Origin of the sequence: Sphingomonas sp. BAUL-RG-20F-R05-02 (genome assembly GCF_022662305.1) — a bacterium.
Lineage (GTDB): Bacteria > Pseudomonadota > Alphaproteobacteria > Sphingomonadales > Sphingomonadaceae > Sphingomonas.
In genome coordinates this window covers 1-22,418 of record NZ_JAKNQH010000016.1, presented here as the reverse complement: position 1 = coordinate 22,418, position 22,418 = coordinate 1, and the positions used below count along the sequence as shown (strand labels likewise).

The 22,418-nt window shown below is 67.0% G+C and carries 18 protein-coding genes; 10 read left to right on the top strand and 8 right to left on the bottom strand.

The features are described from left to right. The first annotated feature begins 112 nt into the window (after nucleotides 1–112). From L8F97_RS19290 to L8F97_RS19270, 5 genes are all read left to right on the top strand, one after another. Nucleotides 113–1,075, top strand: a complete 963-nt coding sequence (locus L8F97_RS19290) for a mechanosensitive ion channel family protein (protein WP_242153936.1) — start codon at nucleotides 113–115, stop codon at nucleotides 1,073–1,075. Continuing rightward, the gene (locus L8F97_RS19285; protein WP_409929064.1) at nucleotides 1,065–2,663 is read left to right on the top strand and encodes a DUF389 domain-containing protein; all 1,599 of its coding nucleotides are present in this window, start codon (nucleotides 1,065–1,067) and stop codon (nucleotides 2,661–2,663) included. The genes L8F97_RS19290 and L8F97_RS19285 overlap by 11 nt, the downstream gene beginning before the upstream one ends. Before the next feature lie 196 nt (nucleotides 2,664–2,859). After that, nucleotides 2,860–4,068, top strand: coding sequence for a hypothetical protein (locus tag L8F97_RS19280; RefSeq protein WP_242153932.1), 1,209 nt, complete (start codon nucleotides 2,860–2,862; stop codon nucleotides 4,066–4,068). 114 nt (nucleotides 4,069–4,182) lie between these two features. Beyond that, nucleotides 4,183–4,617, top strand: a complete 435-nt coding sequence (locus tag L8F97_RS19275; RefSeq protein WP_242153930.1) for a pyridoxamine 5'-phosphate oxidase family protein — start codon at nucleotides 4,183–4,185, stop codon at nucleotides 4,615–4,617. 377 nt (nucleotides 4,618–4,994) lie between these two features. Then, a complete protein-coding gene (locus L8F97_RS19270; RefSeq protein WP_242153928.1) occupies nucleotides 4,995–5,852 on the top strand; it encodes a serine hydrolase in 858 nt (285 codons plus the stop codon). A gap of 127 nt (nucleotides 5,853–5,979) precedes the next feature. Here the strand turns inward: L8F97_RS19270 and L8F97_RS19265 are convergent, their stop codons facing one another. The 5 genes from L8F97_RS19265 to L8F97_RS19245 form a co-directional block, all read right to left on the bottom strand. Next, nucleotides 5,980–6,246, bottom strand: a complete 267-nt coding sequence (locus L8F97_RS19265; protein ID WP_242153926.1) for a hypothetical protein — start codon at nucleotides 6,244–6,246, stop codon at nucleotides 5,980–5,982. 243 nt (nucleotides 6,247–6,489) lie between these two features. Then, entirely contained in the window at nucleotides 6,490–7,005 is a 516-nt protein-coding gene (locus L8F97_RS19260) for a DUF4142 domain-containing protein (RefSeq protein WP_242153924.1), read from the bottom strand. Nucleotides 7,006–7,016: 11 nt separating this feature from the next. After that, complete coding sequence (locus L8F97_RS19255) at nucleotides 7,017–8,003, bottom strand: SDR family oxidoreductase (RefSeq protein ID WP_242153922.1); 987 nt, start codon at nucleotides 8,001–8,003, stop codon at nucleotides 7,017–7,019. A 159-nt stretch (nucleotides 8,004–8,162) separates the two neighbouring features. Then, nucleotides 8,163–9,173 (bottom strand): glycosyltransferase family 4 protein, encoded by a 1,011-nt coding sequence (locus L8F97_RS19250; RefSeq protein ID WP_242153921.1) that lies wholly within the window; start codon nucleotides 9,171–9,173, stop codon nucleotides 8,163–8,165. Between the two features lie 2 nt (nucleotides 9,174–9,175). Continuing rightward, a complete protein-coding gene (locus tag L8F97_RS19245) occupies nucleotides 9,176–10,777 on the bottom strand; it encodes an alpha-amylase family glycosyl hydrolase (protein WP_242153919.1) in 1,602 nt (533 codons plus the stop codon). A 115-nt stretch (nucleotides 10,778–10,892) separates the two neighbouring features. Here L8F97_RS19245 and L8F97_RS19240 point away from each other — a divergent pair, with 115 nt between their 5' ends. Together L8F97_RS19240 and L8F97_RS19235 are read left to right on the top strand one after the other, a co-directional pair. Beyond that, nucleotides 10,893–12,398, top strand: a complete 1,506-nt coding sequence (locus L8F97_RS19240; RefSeq protein ID WP_242153917.1) for an NAD(P)/FAD-dependent oxidoreductase — start codon at nucleotides 10,893–10,895, stop codon at nucleotides 12,396–12,398. Beyond that, nucleotides 12,395–14,140 (top strand): hypothetical protein, encoded by a 1,746-nt coding sequence (locus L8F97_RS19235; protein ID WP_242153915.1) that lies wholly within the window; start codon nucleotides 12,395–12,397, stop codon nucleotides 14,138–14,140. Before L8F97_RS19240 ends, L8F97_RS19235 begins: the two co-directional genes overlap by 4 nt. 15 nt (nucleotides 14,141–14,155) lie before the next feature. On the opposite strand, the gene L8F97_RS19230 is transcribed toward L8F97_RS19235, so the two are convergent. After that, a complete protein-coding gene (locus L8F97_RS19230) occupies nucleotides 14,156–15,469 on the bottom strand; it encodes a sensor histidine kinase (protein ID WP_242153913.1) in 1,314 nt (437 codons plus the stop codon). Nucleotides 15,470–15,479: 10 nt separating this feature from the next. Continuing rightward, a complete protein-coding gene (locus L8F97_RS19225; protein WP_242153911.1) occupies nucleotides 15,480–16,154 on the bottom strand; it encodes a response regulator in 675 nt (224 codons plus the stop codon). An 89-nt stretch (nucleotides 16,155–16,243) separates the two neighbouring features. Between L8F97_RS19225 and L8F97_RS19220 the strand changes: the two genes are divergently transcribed. Genes L8F97_RS19220 through L8F97_RS19210 form a run of 3 tightly spaced genes read left to right on the top strand, consistent with a single transcriptional unit; the run spans nucleotide 16,244 to nucleotide 22,112 of the window. Next, the gene (locus L8F97_RS19220; protein WP_242153909.1) at nucleotides 16,244–17,506 is read left to right on the top strand and encodes an efflux RND transporter periplasmic adaptor subunit; all 1,263 of its coding nucleotides are present in this window, start codon (nucleotides 16,244–16,246) and stop codon (nucleotides 17,504–17,506) included. Further along, nucleotides 17,503–20,694, top strand: coding sequence for an efflux RND transporter permease subunit (locus L8F97_RS19215; protein WP_242153907.1), 3,192 nt, complete (start codon nucleotides 17,503–17,505; stop codon nucleotides 20,692–20,694). The genes L8F97_RS19220 and L8F97_RS19215 overlap by 4 nt, the downstream gene beginning before the upstream one ends. After that, nucleotides 20,691–22,112, top strand: coding sequence for an efflux transporter outer membrane subunit (locus L8F97_RS19210; protein WP_242153905.1), 1,422 nt, complete (start codon nucleotides 20,691–20,693; stop codon nucleotides 22,110–22,112). The genes L8F97_RS19215 and L8F97_RS19210 overlap by 4 nt, the downstream gene beginning before the upstream one ends. A 96-nt stretch (nucleotides 22,113–22,208) precedes the next feature. On the opposite strand, the gene L8F97_RS19205 is transcribed toward L8F97_RS19210, so the two are convergent. Continuing rightward, a partial coding sequence (locus L8F97_RS19205) for a DUF5110 domain-containing protein (protein ID WP_242153903.1) occupies nucleotides 22,209–22,418 on the bottom strand: 210 nt, incomplete at its 5' end.

Sequence of the window (22,418 nt, the reverse complement as noted above, 5' to 3'; positions counted from 1 at the left end):
AGCTCCATACAAGCCGTCGCGCCACGATCCGTAGCTCATCCGAGCGTCGCGATTAGACGGCTGGTTCATGACAGCACCGGAACAAACCCACAGGGCAACCCGTTCGCGGATCATGCAACCTGTCACGCCACCGCCGGCCAAAAACCCGATCGACCTGATCACGGCTAAGCTGCACGTCGTATCGAACGACTTCTTCCTGCAGTTGCCCAACATCGTCGGCGGCCTGCTTTTTGTAGTGCTTGCGTGGTTTGTCGGAAAGCTGGTGGCGGCCGGTGTGCGCAGGGCCTTCCACCATAAGAACCTGATCGATCTCGGCGGTGTGCTTGCATCCTTGACGTTTGGCCTGGTGGTCGCCGCATCGGTGATGATCGCAGCGGTCATCATCTTCCCAAGCGTGAAGCCGGCGACGATCATCTCCAGCCTCGGCATCGGCTCGGTCGCGATCGGCTTTGCCTTCAAGGATATCCTGCAGAACCTGCTCGCGGGCATCCTGCTGCTCGTCAACCGGCCCTACCGGCGCGGCGACCAGATCGTCGTCAAGGATTTCGAGGGCACGGTGGAGCACATCCAAAGTCGCGCGACCCTCATCAAGACCTATGACGGACGGCGCGTCATCATCCCCAATTCCGACGTCTATACCTCGCCGGTTACCGTCAACACCGCGTTTCCGGTGCGCCGCGACCAGTTCGATATCGGCATCGGCTATGGCGACAAGCCCGATCGCGCGATCACCATATTCACTGAAGCGATCGCCAAGGTCGACGGCGTGGAGGTGGATCCCGCACCGGAGGTGCTGCCTTGGGGCCTGGATGCGAATTGGGTGACATTGCGCGCGCGGTGGTGGTCGCAGTCCAAGCGCACCAATATCGTCCACCTGCGCGCCCGCGTGATCCTGGCGATCTGGCACGCCGCAGCGGAGAATGGCATAGACCTGCCGTTCCCGACGCAGCAGATCCTGTTCCACGACCAGACCGAAGAGACCGACGGCGACCGTACCCGGCAGCGCGAGGGATGGCCGGCCGGCTCCCATCCGCCGCGCGCACGTGCTTCGGTGCGCTCCGGCGATGACGGTTGATGACGGTTGCGAGGCGCTGGTGACCACGAAGCCTGACGCAGCTGCCATCGACGGCGACCTCAGTCCTCGACTGGCGCAACTGGCGCTCTATCGCTGGTGGCGTCGCGCCATCGTCGCGGACATCGATCACGAAGCGGTCGTGGCCCGCATCGTCGAAGACAGCGGCTGGTCTCCCCGGTTCGCGTTCATGACCATGATGTCGGCGGGCATCGCCGTGCTTGGCCTGCTGCTGTCCTCGCCGGCCGTGGTTATCGGTGCGATGCTGATTTCGCCGTTGATGAACCCGATCCTCGGCTTTGGCTTCAGCCTTGCCCTGTTCGATTTTCGGGAGCTTCGGCGATCGTTGAAGGCGCTTGCGATCGGGTCGGTCGCCGCGGTGATCTTTACCGCCCTGATCGTGCTGATCTCACCGCTTCAGGCTCCGACTGCGGAAATCGTCGCGCGGACCAGGCCCAATCTGTTCGATCTCGCCGTGGCGCTGTTCGCGGCGCTCGCCGGTACCTTTGCGATCATACGCGGGCGCGGCGAGACCATCGTCGGCGTCGCTATCGCCACGGCGCTGATGCCCCCGCTCGCGGTGGTCGGTTACGGTCTCGCCACGCATAATCTCCCCGTCGGGGCAGGGGCGCTGGCGCTGTTCGTCACCAACTTCATCACGATCGCACTATCGGCCACGGCGATGGCGCGGTTCTACGGCTTCGGTCACTATCTGTCGCGCCGCCAGAGCCTGACGCAGACGGTCCTCCTCTTCATGGTGTTCGCGATCATGGCGGTGCCGCTTGGCATTTCGCTGAACCGGATCGGACGCGAAGCGCTGGCGACGTCGCAGACCCGCACGCTGCTGAACGACAAGTTCGGCGCAACAGCGCGGGTGACGCAGCTCGATCTGGATTTTTCCGCCGACCCGCTGCTGATCCGCGCGGTCGTCATCGCACCCCGAGCAGCCATGCAGAAGGTTGCGGCACTGCAAAGCGCGTTGTCCAGCCGTCTTGGCCGCCCGGTGAGGCTGAACCTCGATCAGATCATGCTGGAGCCCGGTGCTGGTGCACTGGAGGCGCAGCGTGAGGAACTGCGTCAAGCCGGAGACTTCGCCAAGCAGGAGACGGAGCGCAGCGCCTCACTTGCGCGCATGGTCGAACTCGTCACCGGCGTCGCCGCTGACGACGTGACGATTGATCGCGATCACCACCGCGTCACTGCGGCGGCCGCGGCGCTGCCCGGAGCCGCGCTCGACACCTACCGGGTTCTCGAAACGCGCATAGCGGCAGAAGATGCGGGCTGGAGCGTATCGGTCGTGCCGCCGCAGTCCGGGCTTCCTCAAATCGCCTTTGCCGACAATGTCGACACGCTCGATCCAGCCGCGCATGACGCGGTCGCCACCTCGATCTGGGCGGCAAAGCGTTGGAACATGCCGGCGCTTGGGGTTCCCGGGCTGCCGTCCGGCGAACCGCCGGCACGGCCCAACCTTTCGCAGCGCCGGGCACTTGCGATCGCGACCCTACTCAAGGCGCAGGGTATCGTCCCAATCGCAACACCATCGGCGGGGCAGCGTTTCGCGCTCATCCCGGGCGCGGCGGTGAACCCTTGAACGTCCGGAGGCTATCTACCTCCGCGCCTCCTGGCGCTGCACCGCCGAACCCGACGCGCGCCGCGACGTACATCGCAGTGGGCGATGTCCCGCGCGTCATGGTACTTCGGTGTGTCGACAAACTGTGCGACCGGTTCGCCACCACGGATAAGGAAAGGCGGCTGCGCGACGGGCCCGCTTGTATCGGAGAAACCGCATGATCGTCGCCATTGCCCTGATCGTCGCGCTCGTCGTGACGCTTGCGCTGACCTTTGGGCGGTTCGCACGCAGCGACGGGTGGCGCGCCACCGTCACGCCGCTTGCATCGATCATCGGTTCCGGGTTCCTGATCTGCGGGCCGCTGCTCGCTCGGGAGTTCGGCAGCGCCGCGTTGCTGGCGATGGCGGCGCTACTCGCCATCGCCTATGCGGCAGGCTGGGTGATCCGGTTCAACATCGTGCATGTCGAGAACCATCTCGCGCAGGCCCCGTTCAACGATCCGATCGCCTGGACGGCACGGATCACGCAAGGCGTGCTAGCGCTCGCCTACGCCGTCTCGGTCGCCTATTACCTGAAACTTCTCGCCGAGTTTTCGCTGAAGCCGATCGCGATCGATCCCGCGTGGGAGCCGCTCGCCGCCAACGTCATCGTCACCGTCCTGATCGCACTAATGACGTTGCTCGCGCTCGGCGGCAGCCTGCGTCGCGTCGAGCATCTTGCGCACGGTACGGTGTCGATCAAGATCGGGATTATCGCCGGGCTGCTGGTGGCGCTGGGGATCGCCTGGGCGACGGGCGGCATGGCGGGCGAACTGCCACCGGTGCGGCTGTCCTGGGGAAGTATTCCGATGCTGCTCGGTCTTATTATCACGGTGCAGGGTTTCGAAACCTCACGCTATCTCGGCCATGCCTATCCGCCCGAGCTGCGGATCAAGACGATGCGGCACGCACAGTGGATCGCGTCGGCGATTTACCTCGCGTTCATTGCGCTGCTCACGCCCTTCCTGTCGCGCGCTGCCGCGACCGAGGGGGTTGCCGGCATTCTCGATATCATGGCGTTGATCGCACCCGCACTCGGCGTGTTCGTGCTGATCGGCGCGGTGTCGAGCCAGCTCAGCGCGGCGGTCGCGGACTCGATCGGGTCGGGCGGTCTGGTCAACGAGGTCTCGCACCGCAAGATCAGCGTCCCGCTGGCGTTCACGCTTGCCGGTGCGCTTGCCGTCCTCGTGGTGTGGCTGACCGATCCGTTCCAGGTCGTTGCCCTGTCGTCGCGGGCGTTTGCCTTGTTCTACGCGATGCAATGCCTGCTCGCCGTGCTCGTGTCGCTCAAGCGTGGTGCGGGCACGTTTGCGCATCGGGCCGGGTTCGTCGTTATCGGCCTGATCTGTCTGGTGGCGGTTTTCGTGGGCGCACCGGCCGAGGGCTGAGATTGCGGGCGCTCGGAGACCGGCGTCCTGCCGACGAACCATGCGCCCGATCCGCAGGTCCGGACGTTATACCTTCCCGGTACAAGCCGACCTGTCAAACCAAAGGAGCCGCCGATGTCGGACCTCAGCCTGCACGATCTGTCCAAGAAGATGGCGAAGCTTGATTTCACGATGATGGCGACCCGCTCGCAGGATGGGACCATGACGGCTCGTCCGATGAGCAACAACGGTGATGTCGAATATCGCGGCGACAGCTACTTCTTCGCTTACGATTCGTCGCGCAAAGTAGCCGATCTGCGCGCCGACCCGCAGGTGACGCTAAGCTACACCGGCGCGGCTGGCATGCTCGGCGGCCCTCCGTTGTTCGTGACTGTCTCGGGGACCGCAGCGCTGGTCGACGACAAGGCGGCTTTCGCCGATCACTGGACCAAGGACCTCGATCGGTATTTCCCGCAAGGCATCGATACACCGGGCGTGGTGATGATCCGTGTCGAAGCGAAGGCGATCCGCTATTGGGACGGCGGCGACGAGGGCGAAATCGCCATCTAGAGGCCCTGAACGGACTTTCGCGTGGTGTCGCGGAAGTCCGTTGCGCCGATCACGAACCAGCATCCCGACCAAATTCTGATCGCGCGGGTGCTTCACCATCGGCAATCCTCGACGCCGGTGATGAGCAGCGAGTGCATGCCAGCGTTGCTCTGCGCCTGACGGTCACTGCGGATGCTCGGCATCGGCACGAGACAGCGCCTGTTTCTGATCGTCGTGCGATGGCCACGCGGTGTTCGGTATAATGGGGCGCATAGCCCTGTCTGTCGGACAGGCCTGCGACCAACGGTTGGTCGCACTTCGGTGGCATGCAAATGACGTGTTCACGTTTTCGAGCTATCATAAGTACGTCGCTGAAGGGCAATACTCGAGGACGATTGATGCGCGTACCGCTGCTTTCCCGCCTGCTTCTTTCCGGTATGGCGGCAAGCCTCCTCGTTCCGGCACCGGCGGCGGCAAGTTCTCCACATCTGACCGGGCTCGAACGCGAGCTGAGCATGCTGGTGGCTGGGCGCTCCGGCGAATACGGCATCGCCGCGCTCGATCTTCGCGACGGCTCGATCGTCGCGGTCAACGGCGAGGTCCCGTTCCCGATGGCGAGTACGGTCAAGCTCGCCATCGCGGCCGCTTACCTCACCGAGGTCGATCAGGGCCGACGCAGCCTCGCCGACATGATCTCCGGCCGCCCCGCCGCGCAAGTGCTCGATCAGATGATCGTGCACAGTAACAATTACGCGGCTGATCAGATCCTCGCCACGGTGGGTGGGCCGGTCGTCGTCCAGCAGTGGTTGTCCTCGCACGGGCTGACCGGCATCCGGGTAGACCGGACGATCGCGCAATTGCTGCGCGAACACGGCCATCTTGCCGACAGCAGGGATGTCGCCACGCCCGTCGCCATGGTCGCGCTGTTGAACAAGCTCAGCAGCGGCACTGTCCTCAGTGCGCAGAGCCGCAGCTTCCTGCTCGACCTGATGAGCCGGTGCGCAACGGGTACGCGCCGCATCCGCGCCCTGCTTCCCGCCGGTACCCTGGTCGAGGACAAGACCGGCACGCTCGACGGGGTCACCAACGACGTCGGGTTCATCACCATGCCGGACGGGCACCGCGTGGCGGTCGCGGTGTTCGCGCGTGGTGGACGTGACCGCCAGCCCGGCATCGCCGAGGTTTCTCGCATGATCTACGACAGTTTTGCCGACAGCGCCCGCAGCGCGCTGTCGTTCTTCATGCGAATGCGGTGATGGGTGCCGGGTCGTCTCGCTGATCGGCAGGCGAACCGTGCGGGCGCGGCCGGCCGGGCGACGCGTGCGTACATAATCGCAGCTACAAACGGCGGCCCGCCTTGGCAACGATGGAGGTCAGCCCAAGTTAGCCGTCGGCATCGCTTCCCCGCCGCGTCAGGGCGGATGCAAGGAGGATACCTGCGCCGATCTGTAGCAGCCCGTAGGCACGGCGGCGTGTAGGGTGGCCGGCAAACGGGCGCACCAGAACGTCCACGGCGCTGATGTCGGATCTCCAGAGGTCCACATGACGTTCCGGTTGCAGCAAACCCAACAGCCCGTCGCCGATCATGAACAGTGCGGCCATCTCCGCTGATCGTCGGATGCCAAGCTGCAATACGGTCGTCTCTGTCATGTCGGGTCTCCAGCGGCTTTCAACGCATGCCGGTCAGTCCAGCCGCATGCCGACCTGATGCCGCTCGCATCCAGCAGTACGCCCAGTTCCGCGAGACAGATGGCTGTACTCTACGCCTGCGCAAGCACCGCCTTGCCCGCTACTGTGGCGAGGAGGAAGATTACCGGCACGAACGCAGCGCCGCCGATCGCCTAGGCATTCCGGCCTGCCAAGCGCCATATCAACGGCGCTCGCCAGGACATCTTATTGTCCCCCGGACTGCGCTTCCATCTGCTTGGCCATGGCGAGATGCGCGGTGATGATCGGCACTGCGGACGCGGCGGCCTGACGCACAGACGTGTTGTCGCCGGTCGTCGCATAATCTTGCGTCACCGTCAGCGCGGAGCGATGCGCGAGCGCCTGATGCTGCCAATAGGCATGGTCGAAGTCGGCACCGTTCAGGCTTTGCAGCGCCGCAAGCAGAGGCGCCTGATCGGCGCCTACGATCATCGGCGGGGGCGCCACACCCGCGCTCGCGGCCGCCTGACCGAGTGTCTGGCTGAGCTGAGCATGATCTTTCAGCATCTGCTGCGCGAACGCGCGAACCTTGGGGTCCTTGCTCTGGGCAAGCGCCGTGTCCGCCTCCAGCATCTCGAACGCATCCGACTGGCCGGCGGCGGCGACGTAGTTGCGCGTCTGCGCCGAGCCCGATGCCTGCGCGCCGGCCGGAGCGGCGAACATGACCAGCGTCGCCGCGCCAAGCATGGCGGGGGTTCGCATAACGATGCTCCTCATGGCTGTCCCTGGCCGCCGCCAGCACCGTAGATATTGCCGGTGGTGTAGCTGCCGTCATCCTCGGCCAAGCGGACGTAGATGCCGGCAAGCTCCGCCGGCTGGCCGGGACGGCCGAGCGGTGCGGTTGCGCCGAACGTCACGACCTTGCCCGGTTGTGCGCCGCCCGAGATTTGCAGCGGCGTCCAGATCGGCCCGGGTGCGACGCCGTTCACACGGATGCCCTTGGGTCCGAGTTGCTTGGCGAGCGACTTGATATAGTTCATCGTCGCAGCCTTGGTCTGCGCATAGGCGTAAAGATCGGGCGAGGGATCGTAGGCCTGCTCCGACGTGGTGCCGATGATGACCGAACCGGGTTCGAGATGCGGCAACGCCGCCTTGATGATCCAGAACGGCGCGTAGATGTTGGTCTTCATCGTCCGGTCGAATTCCTCGCTGGTGAGGTCGAGGATCGAGGGGATGGACTGCTGCCGCGCGGCGTTGCAGACCACGATGTCGAGGCCGCCCAGCGCGCTTGCCGCGCGGTCGACCAGTTGCTTGCAGAACGCCTCCGAGCGGATATCGCCGGGCAGCGGCGCAGCTTTCTGGCCGGCGCGGCGGATCAGGTCGACCACCTCGCGCGCATCGGGCTCTTCCTCGGGCAAGTAATTGATCGCGACGTCCGCGCCTTCCCGCGCATAGGCGATCGCGGCGGCGCGACCCATGCCGGAATCACCGCCGGTGATGAGCGCTTTGCGCCCCCGCAACCGGCCGCTGCCGACATAGCTGGTCTCACCGTGGTCCGGTCGCGGGTCCATCCGGCTGGCGAGTCCCGGCCAGGGCTGCGACTGCGACTTGAAGGGGGGCTTGGGGTATTTGCTGCGCGGGTCCTGCTTGCCGCCACGCGGTTTCGCCGCGTCCTGTGCAGCGGCTGGTGCGGCAATGGTTGCTGCGGCACCAAGCGCTGCGGCCCCGCTCATCACTTGGCGTCTCGTCGTATCGGTCATGGCAGCATCCCTCAAGTTACCGGTAACAACGACGTGCTTGCGGGTCGGTTGCGCGGCTGGCGGTGGGAGCCGCGAATAACTTTGATCATGGAACCGGACGGTCGGATCACGCGAGGACGGGTGACTGCTCAGCCCACACACCGACCGGAAAATTGGCGCCTATGTACCGAGGATCTGCCGGTACAGGGCGAGATAATCGTCCGCCATCCGCTCGACCGAAAAGCGCGCGATAACGGCGCGGCGGACGGCGGCGCGGTCGATCTCGCCGATCCGGTCGATGGCGGCGACGGCACCCGCGACATCATCGACGAGGAAGCCGGTTACGCCGTGTTCGATCAGCTCGGGCATCGACCCGCGCCGGGTGGCGATCACCGGTGTGCCGCAGGCCATGGCTTCGATCACCGACAGACCGAAGGGCTCGTCGAAATTGATGAGGTGCAGCAACGCGCGGGCATGGCCGAGCGCGCGTACACGCGTTTCGCCGCCGACGGCGCCGTAATAGCAAATGGTGGCGCCGTCGTGCGCCGGCGCAACCTCGCGTTCGTGATAGCCGGCATCCTGGACGATGCCGTAGAGATGCAGCGCGCGACCGCTCGCGCGGGCGGCGGCGATCGCCTCGGCCGCGCCCTTGTCGGGGTGGATGCGTCCGAAGAACAACAGGTCGTCGCTGCCGACCGGATCGAACGGGAAATCGCCAATCGGGATGCCGTGGTAGATGCGCGCGGCGTAGCGTAATGCCGGATGACGGTCGGCATCGCTGATCGCGACATAGTGCACCCGGTCCTGGTACGGCGCATACATCGGCAGGATGCGGTCTGACGAAAACCCGTGGATCGTCGTCACGATCGGCGTGCGGACCAGCCCCGCGAAGGCATGGGCCGGGAAGTCCGCCTGGTTGTGGATCAGGTCGAACCGGTCCGCCTGATCGAACAGATGGGCGAGGTGGCGGAATTCCCACACCTTCGCGTCGATCGACGGATCGTCGTTGTACGGCGCGGGGACGACCCCGTCGAGCGTGGCGGCGGTCACGCTGTCGCGCGTCGCGAACAGCGTCACGTCCACGCCGCGCGCGACCAGCGCCTCGGTCAGCAGGCTGGTGACGAGTTCCCACGGGCCATAGTGGCGCGGCGGGGTGCGCCATGCGATCGGCGCCAGCATTGCGATACGCATGGTCAGCGTGCCTCCTCCAGCCGCAGGACCAGCCCTTCGTCGGGGGCGAGCGATCCGTCAAGCACGCGCGGCGGCAAGGTCGAGGCGAGCACCGCGCCGATCGCGCCGTGCGCCGGCAGCGGCAGGCGCCGCCGCTGCGTGCCGAGGTTGAGCGCGACCAGCAACCGGTCGTCACCATGCCACCGCTCGAACGCGAGCACGTCTTCGTCCGCGTCGACCAGCGCAAACTTCCCGATCGAAAGCGCATCCTGCGCGCGGCGCAGCGTCAGGAGCGATCGGTACAACGTCAGCAGCGAATCCGGATCGTCCGATTGTGCGGCGACATTGCGCGTCGGCCAGTCCGCGTTGAGCGGCAACCATGGCTCGACAGCGCTGAACCCGGCGAAGGGTGATCCGTCCCACGGCATGGGGGTGCGCGACCGATCGCGACCGATGCCGAGGCCGGGCTGGCGCAGATCCTGCGGATCGCGGACGCGCTCCGGCGGGATCGGGACGTCGCCGATGCCGATCTCGTCACCCTGGTACAGTGTGGGCGTGCCGCGCAGCGTGAGCAGCAGCATCGCCGCGACACGGGCCTGCGCATCGCCGATTCGTGCGGCGATGCGCGGCGCGTCGTGGCTACCGAACACCCAGTTCGGCCAGCCATGTGTCGGCAACGACGCCTCGTAGTCCGCAATCACCCGGCGCAGCACGGCGGCGTTCCACCGGTTCTCGATGAGCTGGAAGTTGAAGGGCAGGTGGACCTGCGGGCGCTCGGGCGTGCCGAACCAGCGCGCGTGGCGATCGTTCGGCAGGAAGATCTCGCCGACCAGCACCCGCTCGCCATAGCTGTCGGCAAGCGCGCGGAAATCCGCCGAGATGGCGTGTGCTTCCGGCTGATCGGTGGAATGCCGCTGGATCAGGCGGTCGCGCTCGGTCCGGTCCGGCGTCCAGTCGACGTTGACGGGGTTGTCGGGGAAGCCCTCCGCCTTGACGATGTGCCACAGCACGTCGATCCGGAAGCCGTCCACGCCGCGATCCAGCCAGAAGCGCAGCACATCCATCATCGCTGCGCGCAAGGCCGGCTTGCGCCAGTTGAGGTCGGGCTGTTCCTTCAGGAAGGCGTGCAGGTAATATTGCCCGGTCGCCGCATCCCATTCCCACGCCGACCCGCCGAAATCGCTGATCCAGTTGTTGGGCGGCCCGCCGCCCGGCGCCGGGTCGCGCCAGATGTACCAATCGCGTTTCGCGCTGTCGCGTGAGGCGCGGCTTTCTGCAAACCACGGGTGCTGGTCGGAGCTGTGGTTCGGCACGAAATCGAGCAGCAACTTCAGCCCACGCGCGTGCACGCCCGCAAGCAGGCGGTCGAACGCGGCAAGATCGCCGAACATCGGCTCGATCCCGCAGTAATCCGCCACGTCATACCCGAAATCCGCCATCGGTGAAGGAAAGACCGGCGACAGCCAGATCGCGTCGACACCCAGGGTCGCCACATAATCCAGCCGCGCCTCGATACCGGCGAGGTCGCCCACGCCGTCGCCATTGCTGTCCTGAAAAGAGCGCGGGTAAATCTGGTAGATCACCCCGCGCTGCCACCATGGGCAATCGGTCCGCTGTCGCTGCATCGGCGTGTCCTACGCGGTTTTGCGGGTTCGCACACCTGCGGCGCCTGTGGTTAACCGCAGTTTAGGGTTTGGTTGGCATAGCCGCACGTGGGTTTCACACAGGAGACGGCGTTCCATGCACCGCGACCATGCTGTCGACGTGGCGATCATCGGCGCGGGGCCGGCCGGGCTGACTGCCGCCTATCAGCTGACCAAGCTCGGTTTCTCGGTGGTCGTGATCGAGAAGGACCCGGTCTATGTCGGCGGCATCAGCCGTACCGTCGAACACGAGGGGTTCCGCTTCGACATCGGCGGACACCGCTTCTTTTCCAAGTCGCGGGAAGTGGTCGATCTCTGGAACGAGATCCTGCCGGACGATTTTATCGAGCGGCCGCGGATGAGCCGCATCTTCTATGGCGGCAAATTCTACAGCTATCCGCTGCGCGCGTTCGAGGCGTTGTTCAATCTCGGCATCTGGACCTCGACGCTGTGCATCGCGAGCTATGCCAAGGCGCGGCTGCTGCCGAAGAAGGACGTGAAAAGCTTCGAGGACTGGGTGGTCAACCAGTTCGGCCACAAGCTCTACTCGATTTTCTTCAAGACCTATACCGAGAAGGTGTGGGGCATGCCGTGCGACGAGATGTCGGCGGACTGGGCCGCGCAGCGGATCAAGGGGCTGAGCCTGGGCAAGGCTGTGATCGACGGCCTGAAACGGTCGCTGCGCCTTAACAAGAAACCGAATGACGGCATGGCGACCAAGACGCTGCTGGAGAGCTTCCGCTACCCGCGCAAGGGCCCCGGCATGATGTGGGACGCGGCGCGCGACCGGGTGGTCGCGGGCGGCAACCGCGTGCTGATGGGCCATGCCCTGAAGGCATTGCGGTTCGACGACGCGACGCAGCGCTGGAACGTGCAGGCGACGCATGAGGACCAGACCGTCACCATCAACGCCGCCCACGTCATCTCCTCCGCGCCGATGCGGGAACTGGCGGCGCGTGTCCAGCCCACCCCGGCGAGCATCCCGGCAGCGATGGACCTGAGCTACCGCGACTTCCTGACGGTCGCGCTCATGATCCGGTCCGAAGACCTGTTCCCGGACAACTGGATCTACATCCACGAGGAGGGGGTGAAGGTCGGTCGCGTACAGAACTTCCGGAGCTGGTCGCCCGAGATGGTGCCGGACGACACCATCGCCTGCGTCGGCCTCGAATATTTCTGTTTCGAGGGCGACGGGCTGTGGAATGCGTCGGACGCGGACCTCGTCGCGCTCGCCACGCGGGAACTCGATCAGCTCGGACTGGCCAAGCCGGAGACGGTGACCGGCGGCGTAGTGGTACGGCAGGAGAAGGCCTATCCGGTCTATGACGACGCCTATCGTGAGAACGTCGAGGCGTTGCGCCGGGATCTGGAGGATCGCTACCCCACGCTCCACATGGTCGGACGCAACGGCATGCACCGCTACAACAACCAGGACCATGCGATGATGACCGCGATGCTGACGGTCAAGAACATTGCGCACGGCGCGCGCGTCTACGACATCTGGAACGTCAACGAAGACGCCGAATATCATGAATCCGGCAACGAGGGCGCGGTCGCCGCGCTGGCCAGCGTCCGGCACGTTCCGGCCCGCCGCGCGGCATGACGCGGGAACGGCTCTGGCCGGTGGTCCTCGCCGGCTGGGCGCTGGCGGCGGCGGTGCTGGTGCTGGTGTCGGCCCGCGCGATCGCGCACCTGTGGTTCCCTGATCCAGACGACGCCATGCGGCTGGCGCAGGTCCGTGACTGGCTTGGCGGCCAGAGCTGGTGGGATGTCAGCCAGCGCCGGCTGTGGGACGGGCATTTCGCGATGCACTGGTCGCGGCTGGTCGATCTGCCGCTCGCGCTGATGATGGTATTGCTCGACCCGGTCTTCGGGCAGGCGCTGTCGACCCGCATCACGGCTACGACGGTGCCGCTGCTGACGTTGCTGGCGGTGATGGCGCTCGGCGCGGAACTCACCCGACGGCTGAGCGGCATGGAGCAGGCGAAATCCGCCGTTCTGCTGGCACCGCTGTCGGTGCCGCTCCTCTATCAGCTTCGTCCGTTGCGGATCGACCATCACGGCTGGCAGATCGCGTTCGCGCTGCTCGCCGTGGTCGCGCTGGTCGGCAGACCGGACCGGCGGTCCGGCGCGGTGATGGGGCTGGCGCTGGCGGTCCTCCTCACCATCTCGCTGGAAGGCCTGCCGGTCACCGCCGCGATCCTCGGCGTGGCGATGCTTGCCGGTGCGCTCGTGCCCGCCCGCCGCGAGCAGGCGCTGGTCGCGATCTGGACGCTGGCCGGCTTGACCCTGCTCCTCCACGTCGCGACGCGCGGGCCGGCGATGTTCAGCCCCGCGTGTGACGCCATCGCACCCGCCTGGATCGCCGCGTTGGCCATCGCCGCGATCGGATCGACGGTGCCGATGCTGCCGTACCGCATGCCGCTGATCGTGCGCCTCGTCATGCTGGCCGCGGCGGGTGGTGCCGCTTTGGCGACGCTGGCTGCGATCAGCCCGCAATGTCTGAGGGGGCCGTTCGCGGGGCTCGACCCGTTCGTTCGGCGCTTCTGGTATGAGAATGTGGCGGAGGGCCTGCCGGTCTGGAAGCAGGTTCCATCCTGGGCGGCCATGACGGTAGGCTTCCCGATCACCGGCCTGATCGGGGGCGTGCTCGCGTGGCGCGCAAGCACGGGCGAGGCGCGGATCCGCTGGACCATGCTGCTGGCGTTGGCGGCTTCGACTTTCGCGTTGTCGCTGCTGGTGATCCGGACCGGCGCGACCGCCAACGCGCTGGCGTTGCCGGGTGGCGCATGGGCGCTGCATGCGATGCTGACGCGCGCGCGCGCAGTAAGGATGCTGCCGAAGCGGATCGCGGCGACGGCGGGCGCATTGCTGGCGGCGACCCCCGGGTTGGCGGCGGCCGCGCTGTTCGGGTTTGCGCCCGCTGCCACGGTGCGCGGGGCACCTTCGGCCGCGCTGACGCGCCCGCCCTGCGATGGACTCCATGAGATTGCCGATCTCGCCGCGCTTCCCACCGCCAGGCTGTTCGCCCCCGTCGATATCACCCCGCAAATCCTCGCCACGACGACGCACAGCGCGATCGCGGGCGGATACCACCGCAATCTTGCCGCGATTGAGCGGGCGATGGCGACGTTCATGGCCGATCCCGCAACGGCGCACCGCTGGGTGTTGGAGAGCGGCGCGTCCTACGTGGTCGGCTGTCCGGGGCCGAACGAGACGGAAATGTACAAGCAGTTCGCCCCGAACGGATTTTGGGCAAGACTAGAACGGGGCGATACCTTCCCCTGGCTGCGCCCGGTCGTCATCCGCAACTCGCCGGTGCTGGTCTGGAAAGTGGTCAGATAGCGTCGCTACGCCGGATCAGGCCGCCGGCTCGCCGAAGAGCGTGATGCGGGCGGTGAGACCCGTACCGCCCGGTCCGCGTTCCACCGCAAGACCGCCGCCATGGGCCCGCGCGATCCGGTCTACGATCGACAGGCCGATGCCGGAGCCTTCGATGCGCTCCGGGCTGCCGCGCCAGAGGCGGTCCTTGAGGCGGCTCAGGTGCGCGTCGGGTACGCCGATCCCATCATCGCTGACGCTCAACTGCGCGCCCGGCCCGACACACACGACAATCGCGGTGCCGGTGGGTGTGTATTTGGTGGCGTTGTCGATCAGGTTCTGAAGCGCGAGTGCGATAGCCTCGCTGTAACCTTCGATTGGCGGCACGTTTGCCGCTGCCTCAAGCGCGATCGTCCGCTGCCCCGCGAAGATCGCCGGCGCCCGGTCTGCCACGACATTTTCGGCGAGGCGATCGAGCGCGACCGGCGTCATGCCGAGCGCCGATGGCTGCTCCAGTTCGGCAAGCACCAGCAACTGCGTGATGACGCGCGCGGCGCGATCGACCGCGCGGATCATCTCGCCCTGCACAGCGCGGTTTTCGATCGCGTCGGCGCGCAGGCGGATCACGGCAAGTGGCGTGCGCAGCTCATGCGCAACGTCGGCAGCAAAGGCTGTCTGCACGTGCAACGCGTCGGCCAGCCGGTCGAGCGCGGCGTTGGTCGCCTCCGCCAGCGGCTCTGCCTCCAGCGGCAGCAGACCGATTGGCAGGCGGATGTCGGAAGACGACGGCCCGATCGCGGCGGCGATCGCGGACACGCTGCGCATGCGCAGCGTGAGGCGGCGGGCGAGCACCACGCCGATCAGCGGCACCAGCGCGGCGATCGGCACGGTTATCAGCGCGAAACGCTTCAGGAAACTGCGCACGATATCGTCGGTCACCACCTGCGGATCGGTGTCGTCCTGCGAGGCGACGATCCAGCCGCCGCCCACCGGTTGGCTGAACCCTTCGACATCACCGTGCCGAAAGAAGCGCGGGTGGTGGCTCAGCGGTGCGGCGGCGAGGACGTCGGGTCGCGCCGGCCCGCTGGCGCCATCGATATGGCGATAACGGTCAATCACGGTGACCGCCATGCCGGCGCTCAACACCGTGGGCGAGATGATCCGTTCGCCGCGCTGGCGGGCGGCGGCGACGATCTCGACCTGCTGGCGCAGCAGGTTGCGCTGGAAATGGTCGGCGGTCTGGTGAAGCAACGTCGTCGCGCTCCACAGCAGCACGACCGTGGCCACCACGGCCACCGCGACGTGCAGCACCACGAACTGCGCGAGCAGCGATCGCGGTGCGGCGATCCTCATCGGGCCGCCTTCATGATGCGGGGACGATCATATATCCGAGGCCACGCACCGTCTCGATGCGGGTTCCGGTCGCCGCTTCGTCCAGCCGTTTGCGCAGGCGGTGGACATAGACTTCGATTGCGTTGGAGCCGAGATCGGTGTCGAGGCCGAACAACTGATCCTCCGCGATTCGCTTGGGCACGACGCGGCCGGCGCGGCGCAGCAACAGTTCGAGCAGTTCGGTTTCGCGCACCGATAGCGACAGCGGCGTCTCGCCGACATACGCCACTCGGCTGTCGACCGCGAAGCGAAGACCCCCACAGCATAGCCAACGCCCGATATAGCCGTCGCGGCGCCGCAGCACCGCCAGCAGCCGGGCGTAGAGTTCGTCGACATCGAACGGCTTGACCATGTACTCGTCGGCGCCCTCGGTCAGGCCGAGGATGCGCGCGTCGATCGAGCCCCGCGCGGTCAGCACCAGCACGGGCCGGGTATCGCCGCGCGCGCGCATGCGGACGAGCAGATCCATGCCGTCCGCGTCGGGCAGGCCGAGGTCGAGCAGGACGGCGGCATAGTCGATCGCGGCGAGGTACGCCTCCGCCTCCGCTGCGCTCCGCGCCCGGTCGACCGCGATGCCACGCCGCGACAGCGCCGCGCCGAGCGCCGCCGCCACTGCCTCTTCATCTTCGATAAGCAGGATCCGCATTTGGTCGATTTCGTGACGCTTCATAAAATGTAAGCGTGCTGTAAGCCAGTCGGCCTAGCGGCGCGAGTCCATCCCGAACAGGGCGACCGATGCACGCTTCTCCAACGCCTCAATCCTTGCCCGCTGCTCCAACCCTGTCCCGCGCCGGCCAATTGCGCTGGCTGGGCATCGTCGTCGGCGCCGTGGTCGCGATCTCCATCGTCTGGATGATCGTCGCCGCGTTGACCCGCCCCGCGCCGGTCGTGCCGGTCACGACGCCGCCGGGCACCTTCCGCCCGACGCACGACCAGATGGCGGCCATGGCGACGATCCGGGTCGGCTATCAGGCATCGGACGCGCATCTGCTGGCGAGCGGCGCGATCAGTGTCGATGGCGATCGCAGCACGCCGGTGCTGCTGCCCTATTCCGGGCAGGTCGTTCAGGTGCTGGCCGACGCAGGGCAATATGTGAAGCAGGGCCAGCCGCTGCTGCTCATCAAGACCGGCGATTTCGTCGATGCACGCAGCGGGCTGTTCTCGGCGCGGGCCGCGTTCCAGAACGCGCAGGCGCAACTCGCCACGGCGACGCGCAATGCTGAACGCCAGCGCCAGATCTTCGAGACGGCAGGCGGCGCGCAGAAGGATTATCAGCAGGCGCAGACCGACCTGATCGCCGCGCAGGCGACCGCTCGCACCGCCGCCGCGGCACTGGGCGCGGCGCGCGACAAGCTCTCGATCCTCGGCAAGTCGGCCGGCGAGATCGACAAGCTCGAGGGCGCGGGCGAGGTGTCGGGCATCCACGACCGCACCACGCTGCACGCGCCGATCGCGGGGCTGATCGCATCGCGCGACGTGTCGGCCGGGCAGTTCGTCTCGCAGGGCGGCGACAAACCGGTAATGACGATCACCGACCCCTCGCGCGTGTGGCTCATCGCGCAGGTCGCGGAGGGAGACGCCAGCGCGGTTCACCTTGGCGACGAGGTGACGGTGACGACGCCGGCGCTCCCCGGCCGCAGCTTCCACGCGACGATCGACCTGATCGGCGCGGCGCTCGACCCGCAGACGCACCGCCTGCCGGTGCGCGCGACCATCGCCAACCCTGGTGGCGCGCTCAAGCCCGAGATGTTCGCCAGCTTCTCGATCCAGCGGCCGCAGGCGGGGCAAGCGTTGCGTGTGCCGGCCGCCGCCGTGATCCATGAAGGTGATTCGGCGCGTGTGTGGGTGGTGCGGCCGGATGGCCTGCTCCAGTCGCGCAGCGTCGTCGCAGGCGACGAGCAGGACGGACAGGTCGTCATCCAGAGCGGACTGAGCGCGGGTGAGCGGATCGTCACGACCGGCGCGCTGTTCGTCAACGAGGCGGGGCTGGGCGCGTGAACCGCATCGTCGCGTTCTCGCTGCGATCGCGCGTCCTGATCGTCGGCATCTTCGCCGCCATGCTGCTGGCAGGCGGCATCGGGTTCTACAACCTCAACATCGAGGCGTATCCCGACCCCGTGCCGCCAATGGTCGAGGTCATCACCCAGACGCAGGGCCTCTCCGCCGAGGAGATGGAGCGCAACGTCACCATCCCGATCGAAGTCGGCATGGCGGGTATCCCGCACCTCACCGCGATCCGCGCGATCTCGCTGTTCGGCCTGTCCGACATCAAGATCCAGTTCAGCTACGATTTCACCAACGATCAGGCCAAGCAGCAGGTCATCAACCGCCTGTCGCAGCTCCCGCCGCTACAGGGCGGTGCGCAGCCGACGCTGTCGCCGACGAGCCCGGTCGGGGAGATTTACCGCTACAAGCTGACCGGTCCGCCGGGATACTCGGTAATGGACCTCAAGACCTTGCAGGACTGGGTGCTGCAACGTCGCTTCAAGCGCATCCCCGGCGTGATCGACGTGACCGGCTGGGGCGGCAAGCTGCGCGCCTATGACGTGGTGATCGACAGCGACCGGCTGGCCGCGCACGGCATGACGGTGCCGCAGGTGCTGGCCGCCCTGTCCAAGAGCGACGGCAACGTCGGTGGGCAGACGATCAACTTCGGATCGCAGGCGGCGATCGTGCGCGGCGTCGGCCTGATCCAGTCGGTTGCGGGAATCGAGAACGCGCTGGTCGGCACCGCCAATGGGCAGCCGATCCTCATCAAGGACGTCGCGCATGTCGTGATCGGCAACGCGCCCCGGCTCGGTATCGCGGGTTATAACGATCAGGACGATATCGTGCAGGGCATCGTGCTGATGCAGCGCGGCGCGCAGTCGATGCCGACGATCAAGGCGGTGCAGAAGGAAGTCGCCGACATCAACGATTCCGGCATCCTGCCGCCGGGCGTCCACCTCGACCGGATTTACGATCGCTCCGACCTCATCGAGCTGACCATCCATACCGTGCTGGAGAATCTCGTCGCCGGCATCGTGCTGATCTTCGTGCTGCAGTGGGTGTTCCTCGGCAATCTGCGCAGCGCGATCATCGTCGCCGCGACGATCCCGTTCGCGCTCGCCTTCGCGATCCTCATCCTGGTGATCCAGGGCGAGAGCGCCAACCTGCTCTCGGTCGGCGCGCTCGATTTCGGGCTGGTGGTGGATGCCAGCGTCATCATGGTGGAGAACGTTTTCCGCCACATGGTCGAACGCTCCGCCCATGTCGAAAGCGGGCGCGGCCATTACACGATGGCGACGCGCTTCTCGGCGGTGCTGGGGGCGAGCAGCGAGGTCAGCCGCGGCATCTTCTTCGCGGCCGCGATCATCATCGCGAGCTTCCTGCCGCTGTTCACGCTCACGGGCGTGGAGGGTCACATCTTCGGCCCGATGGCGAAGACCTATGCCTATGCGATCAGCGGCGGCCTGATCGCGACCTTCACGGTTGCGCCGGTGCTGGCGACAATGCTGCTGCCCGACAAACTGTCCGAGGTCGAGACGCGGGTGGTGGCGCGCCTGCGCCGCGCGTACGAGCCCGCCGCCGCCTTCGCGCTCGGCAACCGCGTGCTTGCGGTCGGCGGCGCGCTGCTGCTGCTGGGGGCGGCGATGCTGGGCATGCGCACGCTCGGTATCGAGTTCCTGCCGCACCTCGAAGAAGGCAACATGTACATCCGCGCGACGTTGCCCGCCTCGATCAGTCTGGAGGCGGGTCAGCCGGTGGTGAATGAGGTGCGGCGCATCATCGCCACCTATCCTGAGGTCGAGGCGGTACTGTCCGCGCATGGCCGCCCGGATGACGGCACCGATTCGACCGGCTTCTTCAACGCCGAATATTTCGTGCCGCTCAAACCCTTCGGCACCTGGCCGGCGGGCGTGACCAAGGAAACGCTCACCGACGAAATGTCGAAGCGGCTGTCCGCGAAATTTCCCGGTGTCGACTTCTCGTTTTCGCAGATCATCGAAGATAACGTGGAGGAGGCCGCATCGGGCGTGAAGGGCGCCAATTCGATCAAGCTGTTCGGCCCGGATCTCGAAACGCTGGAGAAATATGCCGACCAGATCAAGAACCGCATGGCCAAGGTGCCGGGTATCGTCGATCTCGGCGTGTTCCAGTCGCTCGGCCAGCCGACGGTGCGGATCGACGTCGATCGCGCGCGCGCCTCGCGCTACGGTCTGACGCCGGATGACGTCAACGCGACCGTCGCCGCCGCGATCGGCGGGCAATCCACCGTCGACCTGTACGAGAAGGGCACCGACCGCCACTTCCCGATCGTGGTGCGGTTGCGCCCGGAACAGCGCGACGGCATCGATGCGATCCGCCGCATCACCATCGGCGCGCCGGCCCCGAACGGCACCGGCACGATCCAGGTGCCGCTCTCCGAAGTCGCGGACGTGCGCCTGACGTCTGGCGCGTCGTTCATCTACCGCGAGCATCAGGAGCGCTACATCCCGATCAAGTTCTCGGTGCGCGGGCGCGATCTCGGCGGCGCGGTCGAGCAGGCGCGGGCGGAGATCACCCGCAGCGTGCATCTGCCGTCGGGCTATCACCTCGAATGGGCGGGCGAGCTCGACAACCTCAACAATGCGGTCGCCCGGCTCGAGGTGGTGGTGCCGATCAGCCTGCTGCTGATCCTGCTGCTGCTGTACGGCAACTTCGGCTCGATCCGTGACAGCCTGCTGGCATTCTCGGCGATCCCGATGGCGATCATCGGTGGCGTGCTCGCGCTGGCGGTGTCGGGCACGGCGTTCAGCATCTCCTCGGCGATCGGTTTCGTCGCGCTGTTCGGCATCGCGGTGATGGACGGCATCCTCGTCGTCACCACGTTCAACCATGCGATCGACGAGGGCAACACCCGTCAGAGCGCGCTCGCCACGACGGTGAAGCACAGCCTGCGCCCGGTGGTGATGACCTGTCTGGTCGCCGCGATCGGGCTGCTGCCCGCCGCACTGTCGAACGGCATCGGCAGTCAGGTGCAGAAGCCGCTCGCGCTGGTCGTGGTCGGTGGGATGACGCTCGCGCCGATCCTGATCCTGCTGGTGCTGCCGGTGCTCATCGACATCTTCTCGCGACGGGTGCCGCCGGAGGATCGCGGCGCACACGGCCGCGACGTGGGGCATCATCCGCATGACGAACCCGACACCGGGGAGATCCTGGCATGAAGCGTCCTCTTGCCAGCCTGCTCGCGTTGTCGGCGAGCGCCTGCACGCTCGGTCCGCGCAACCCGCTGCCGCCCGTCACCCTCCCGCCGGTCACCGCGCCGCAGGCGTTCGCGCCGGCGCAGGGGCCGGAGCAGGTCGCGCGACCGATGCCGGTCCCCGCCGAGTGGTGGCGCAGCTTCGGCAGCGGCGATCTCGACGCGCTTGTCGCGGAGGCGCAGACGCACGCCACGGATATCGCGGTCGCCGACGCGACGCTCCGGCAGGCGCGGGAACAGGCGGCCGGAACCGCAGGCAGTCGGCTCCCGCAGGCTGATCTCAGCTATCAGGCGCAGCGCGTGCGGGTGTCGAACGCGCTGTCGCCCGCTGTCGCCGACCAGAACCAGCAGCTCTACACGCTCCACACCGCACAGGTCACGGTCAGCTACAATCCCGATCTGTTCGGCGGCACAGGTGCGCGCATCCGTTCGGCCCGCGCGGCGGCGGACGTTGCGCGGCACCGGTTGGACGCGGCCCGCACCACCGTGATCGCCAACCTCGTCCAGGCGGTGATCCAGCGCGCCGCGCTAGCCGATCAGATCGCCGCCGGACAGACCAGCGTGGCGGTCAATCGCGATATCCTCGCGACCTTGCTGCGGCGCCAGCAGCTCGGCGCGGTCGGTGCCGCCGACATCGCCACGCAGCAGGCGGCGCTCGCCACCGCGCAGAGCGCATTGCCGGCCCTGATCCGTGCCGAGGCGCACCAGCGCGTCGTGATCGGCACGCTGATCGGGCGGGCGGCCGGAACGCCGCTGCCGCCGCTGCCGGCGCTATCCGCACTGACGCTGCCGCACGACCTGCCGCTGTTGCTCCCCTCCGATCTGGTGGCGCGGCGGCCCGACGTGAGCGCGGCCCGCGCCCAACTGGAAGGCGCTGCCGCCGATGTCGGTGTTGCGATCGCGGCACGGCTGCCCGCGATCCAGCTGAGCGCGCAGGCCGGCGGCGCGGCACAGCACCTGTTCGACATCTTCCAGAGCGGCAATCCGTTCTGGGCGCTGCTCGGCGGCGTGACTCAGCCAATTTTCCATGCCGGCACGCTGCGGCATCAGCAGCACGCCGCGGAGGCCGCGCTCGATGGCGCGAAGGCGCAGTATCGCGCGACCGTGTTGCAGGCGTTCGGCGACGTTTCGGACGCACTGACCGGCTTGCGCACGGACGCGGATGCACTCGACGCGGCGGCGCACGCGGGCGATGCTTCTTCCCGCGCGCTCACCTTCATTCGCCGCCAGCTGGCGCTTGGTGATGTCGGCACGCTTGCGCTGTTAAACGCGACCGGCACCGACGCACAGGCACGCTCGCTGGTGATCCAGGCGCGTGCGGCGCGGCTGACCGATACGGTCGCGTTGTTCCAGGCGGCAGGCGGTGGCGTGGGGAGCCGCTGACCGGCGTTGGCCTATCGGCCATCGACGCACCTCGAGCCGCCGCCTGCCGCTCACAATCTTGCGCTCGACACGCCGGCGGTCGCCGGCCGCTTCGCCTCAGCGGGCGTCTGGCTGGACCACCTGCACCAGCTTTGCCGCGTCCTGACCGGTCGGCAGCCGTCCCGACGCGGTAAGCCGCTTGGTCGCATCGTCCCAATGCAGCGTCGCGGATGTGCCGCCGCCATTCCGATAGGCGTTGGTCACGCCGTCATCGTCGTACAGCGTGAAGCTCGCGTCGCGGCCGGGATAGACGCGGATGCTCTCCAG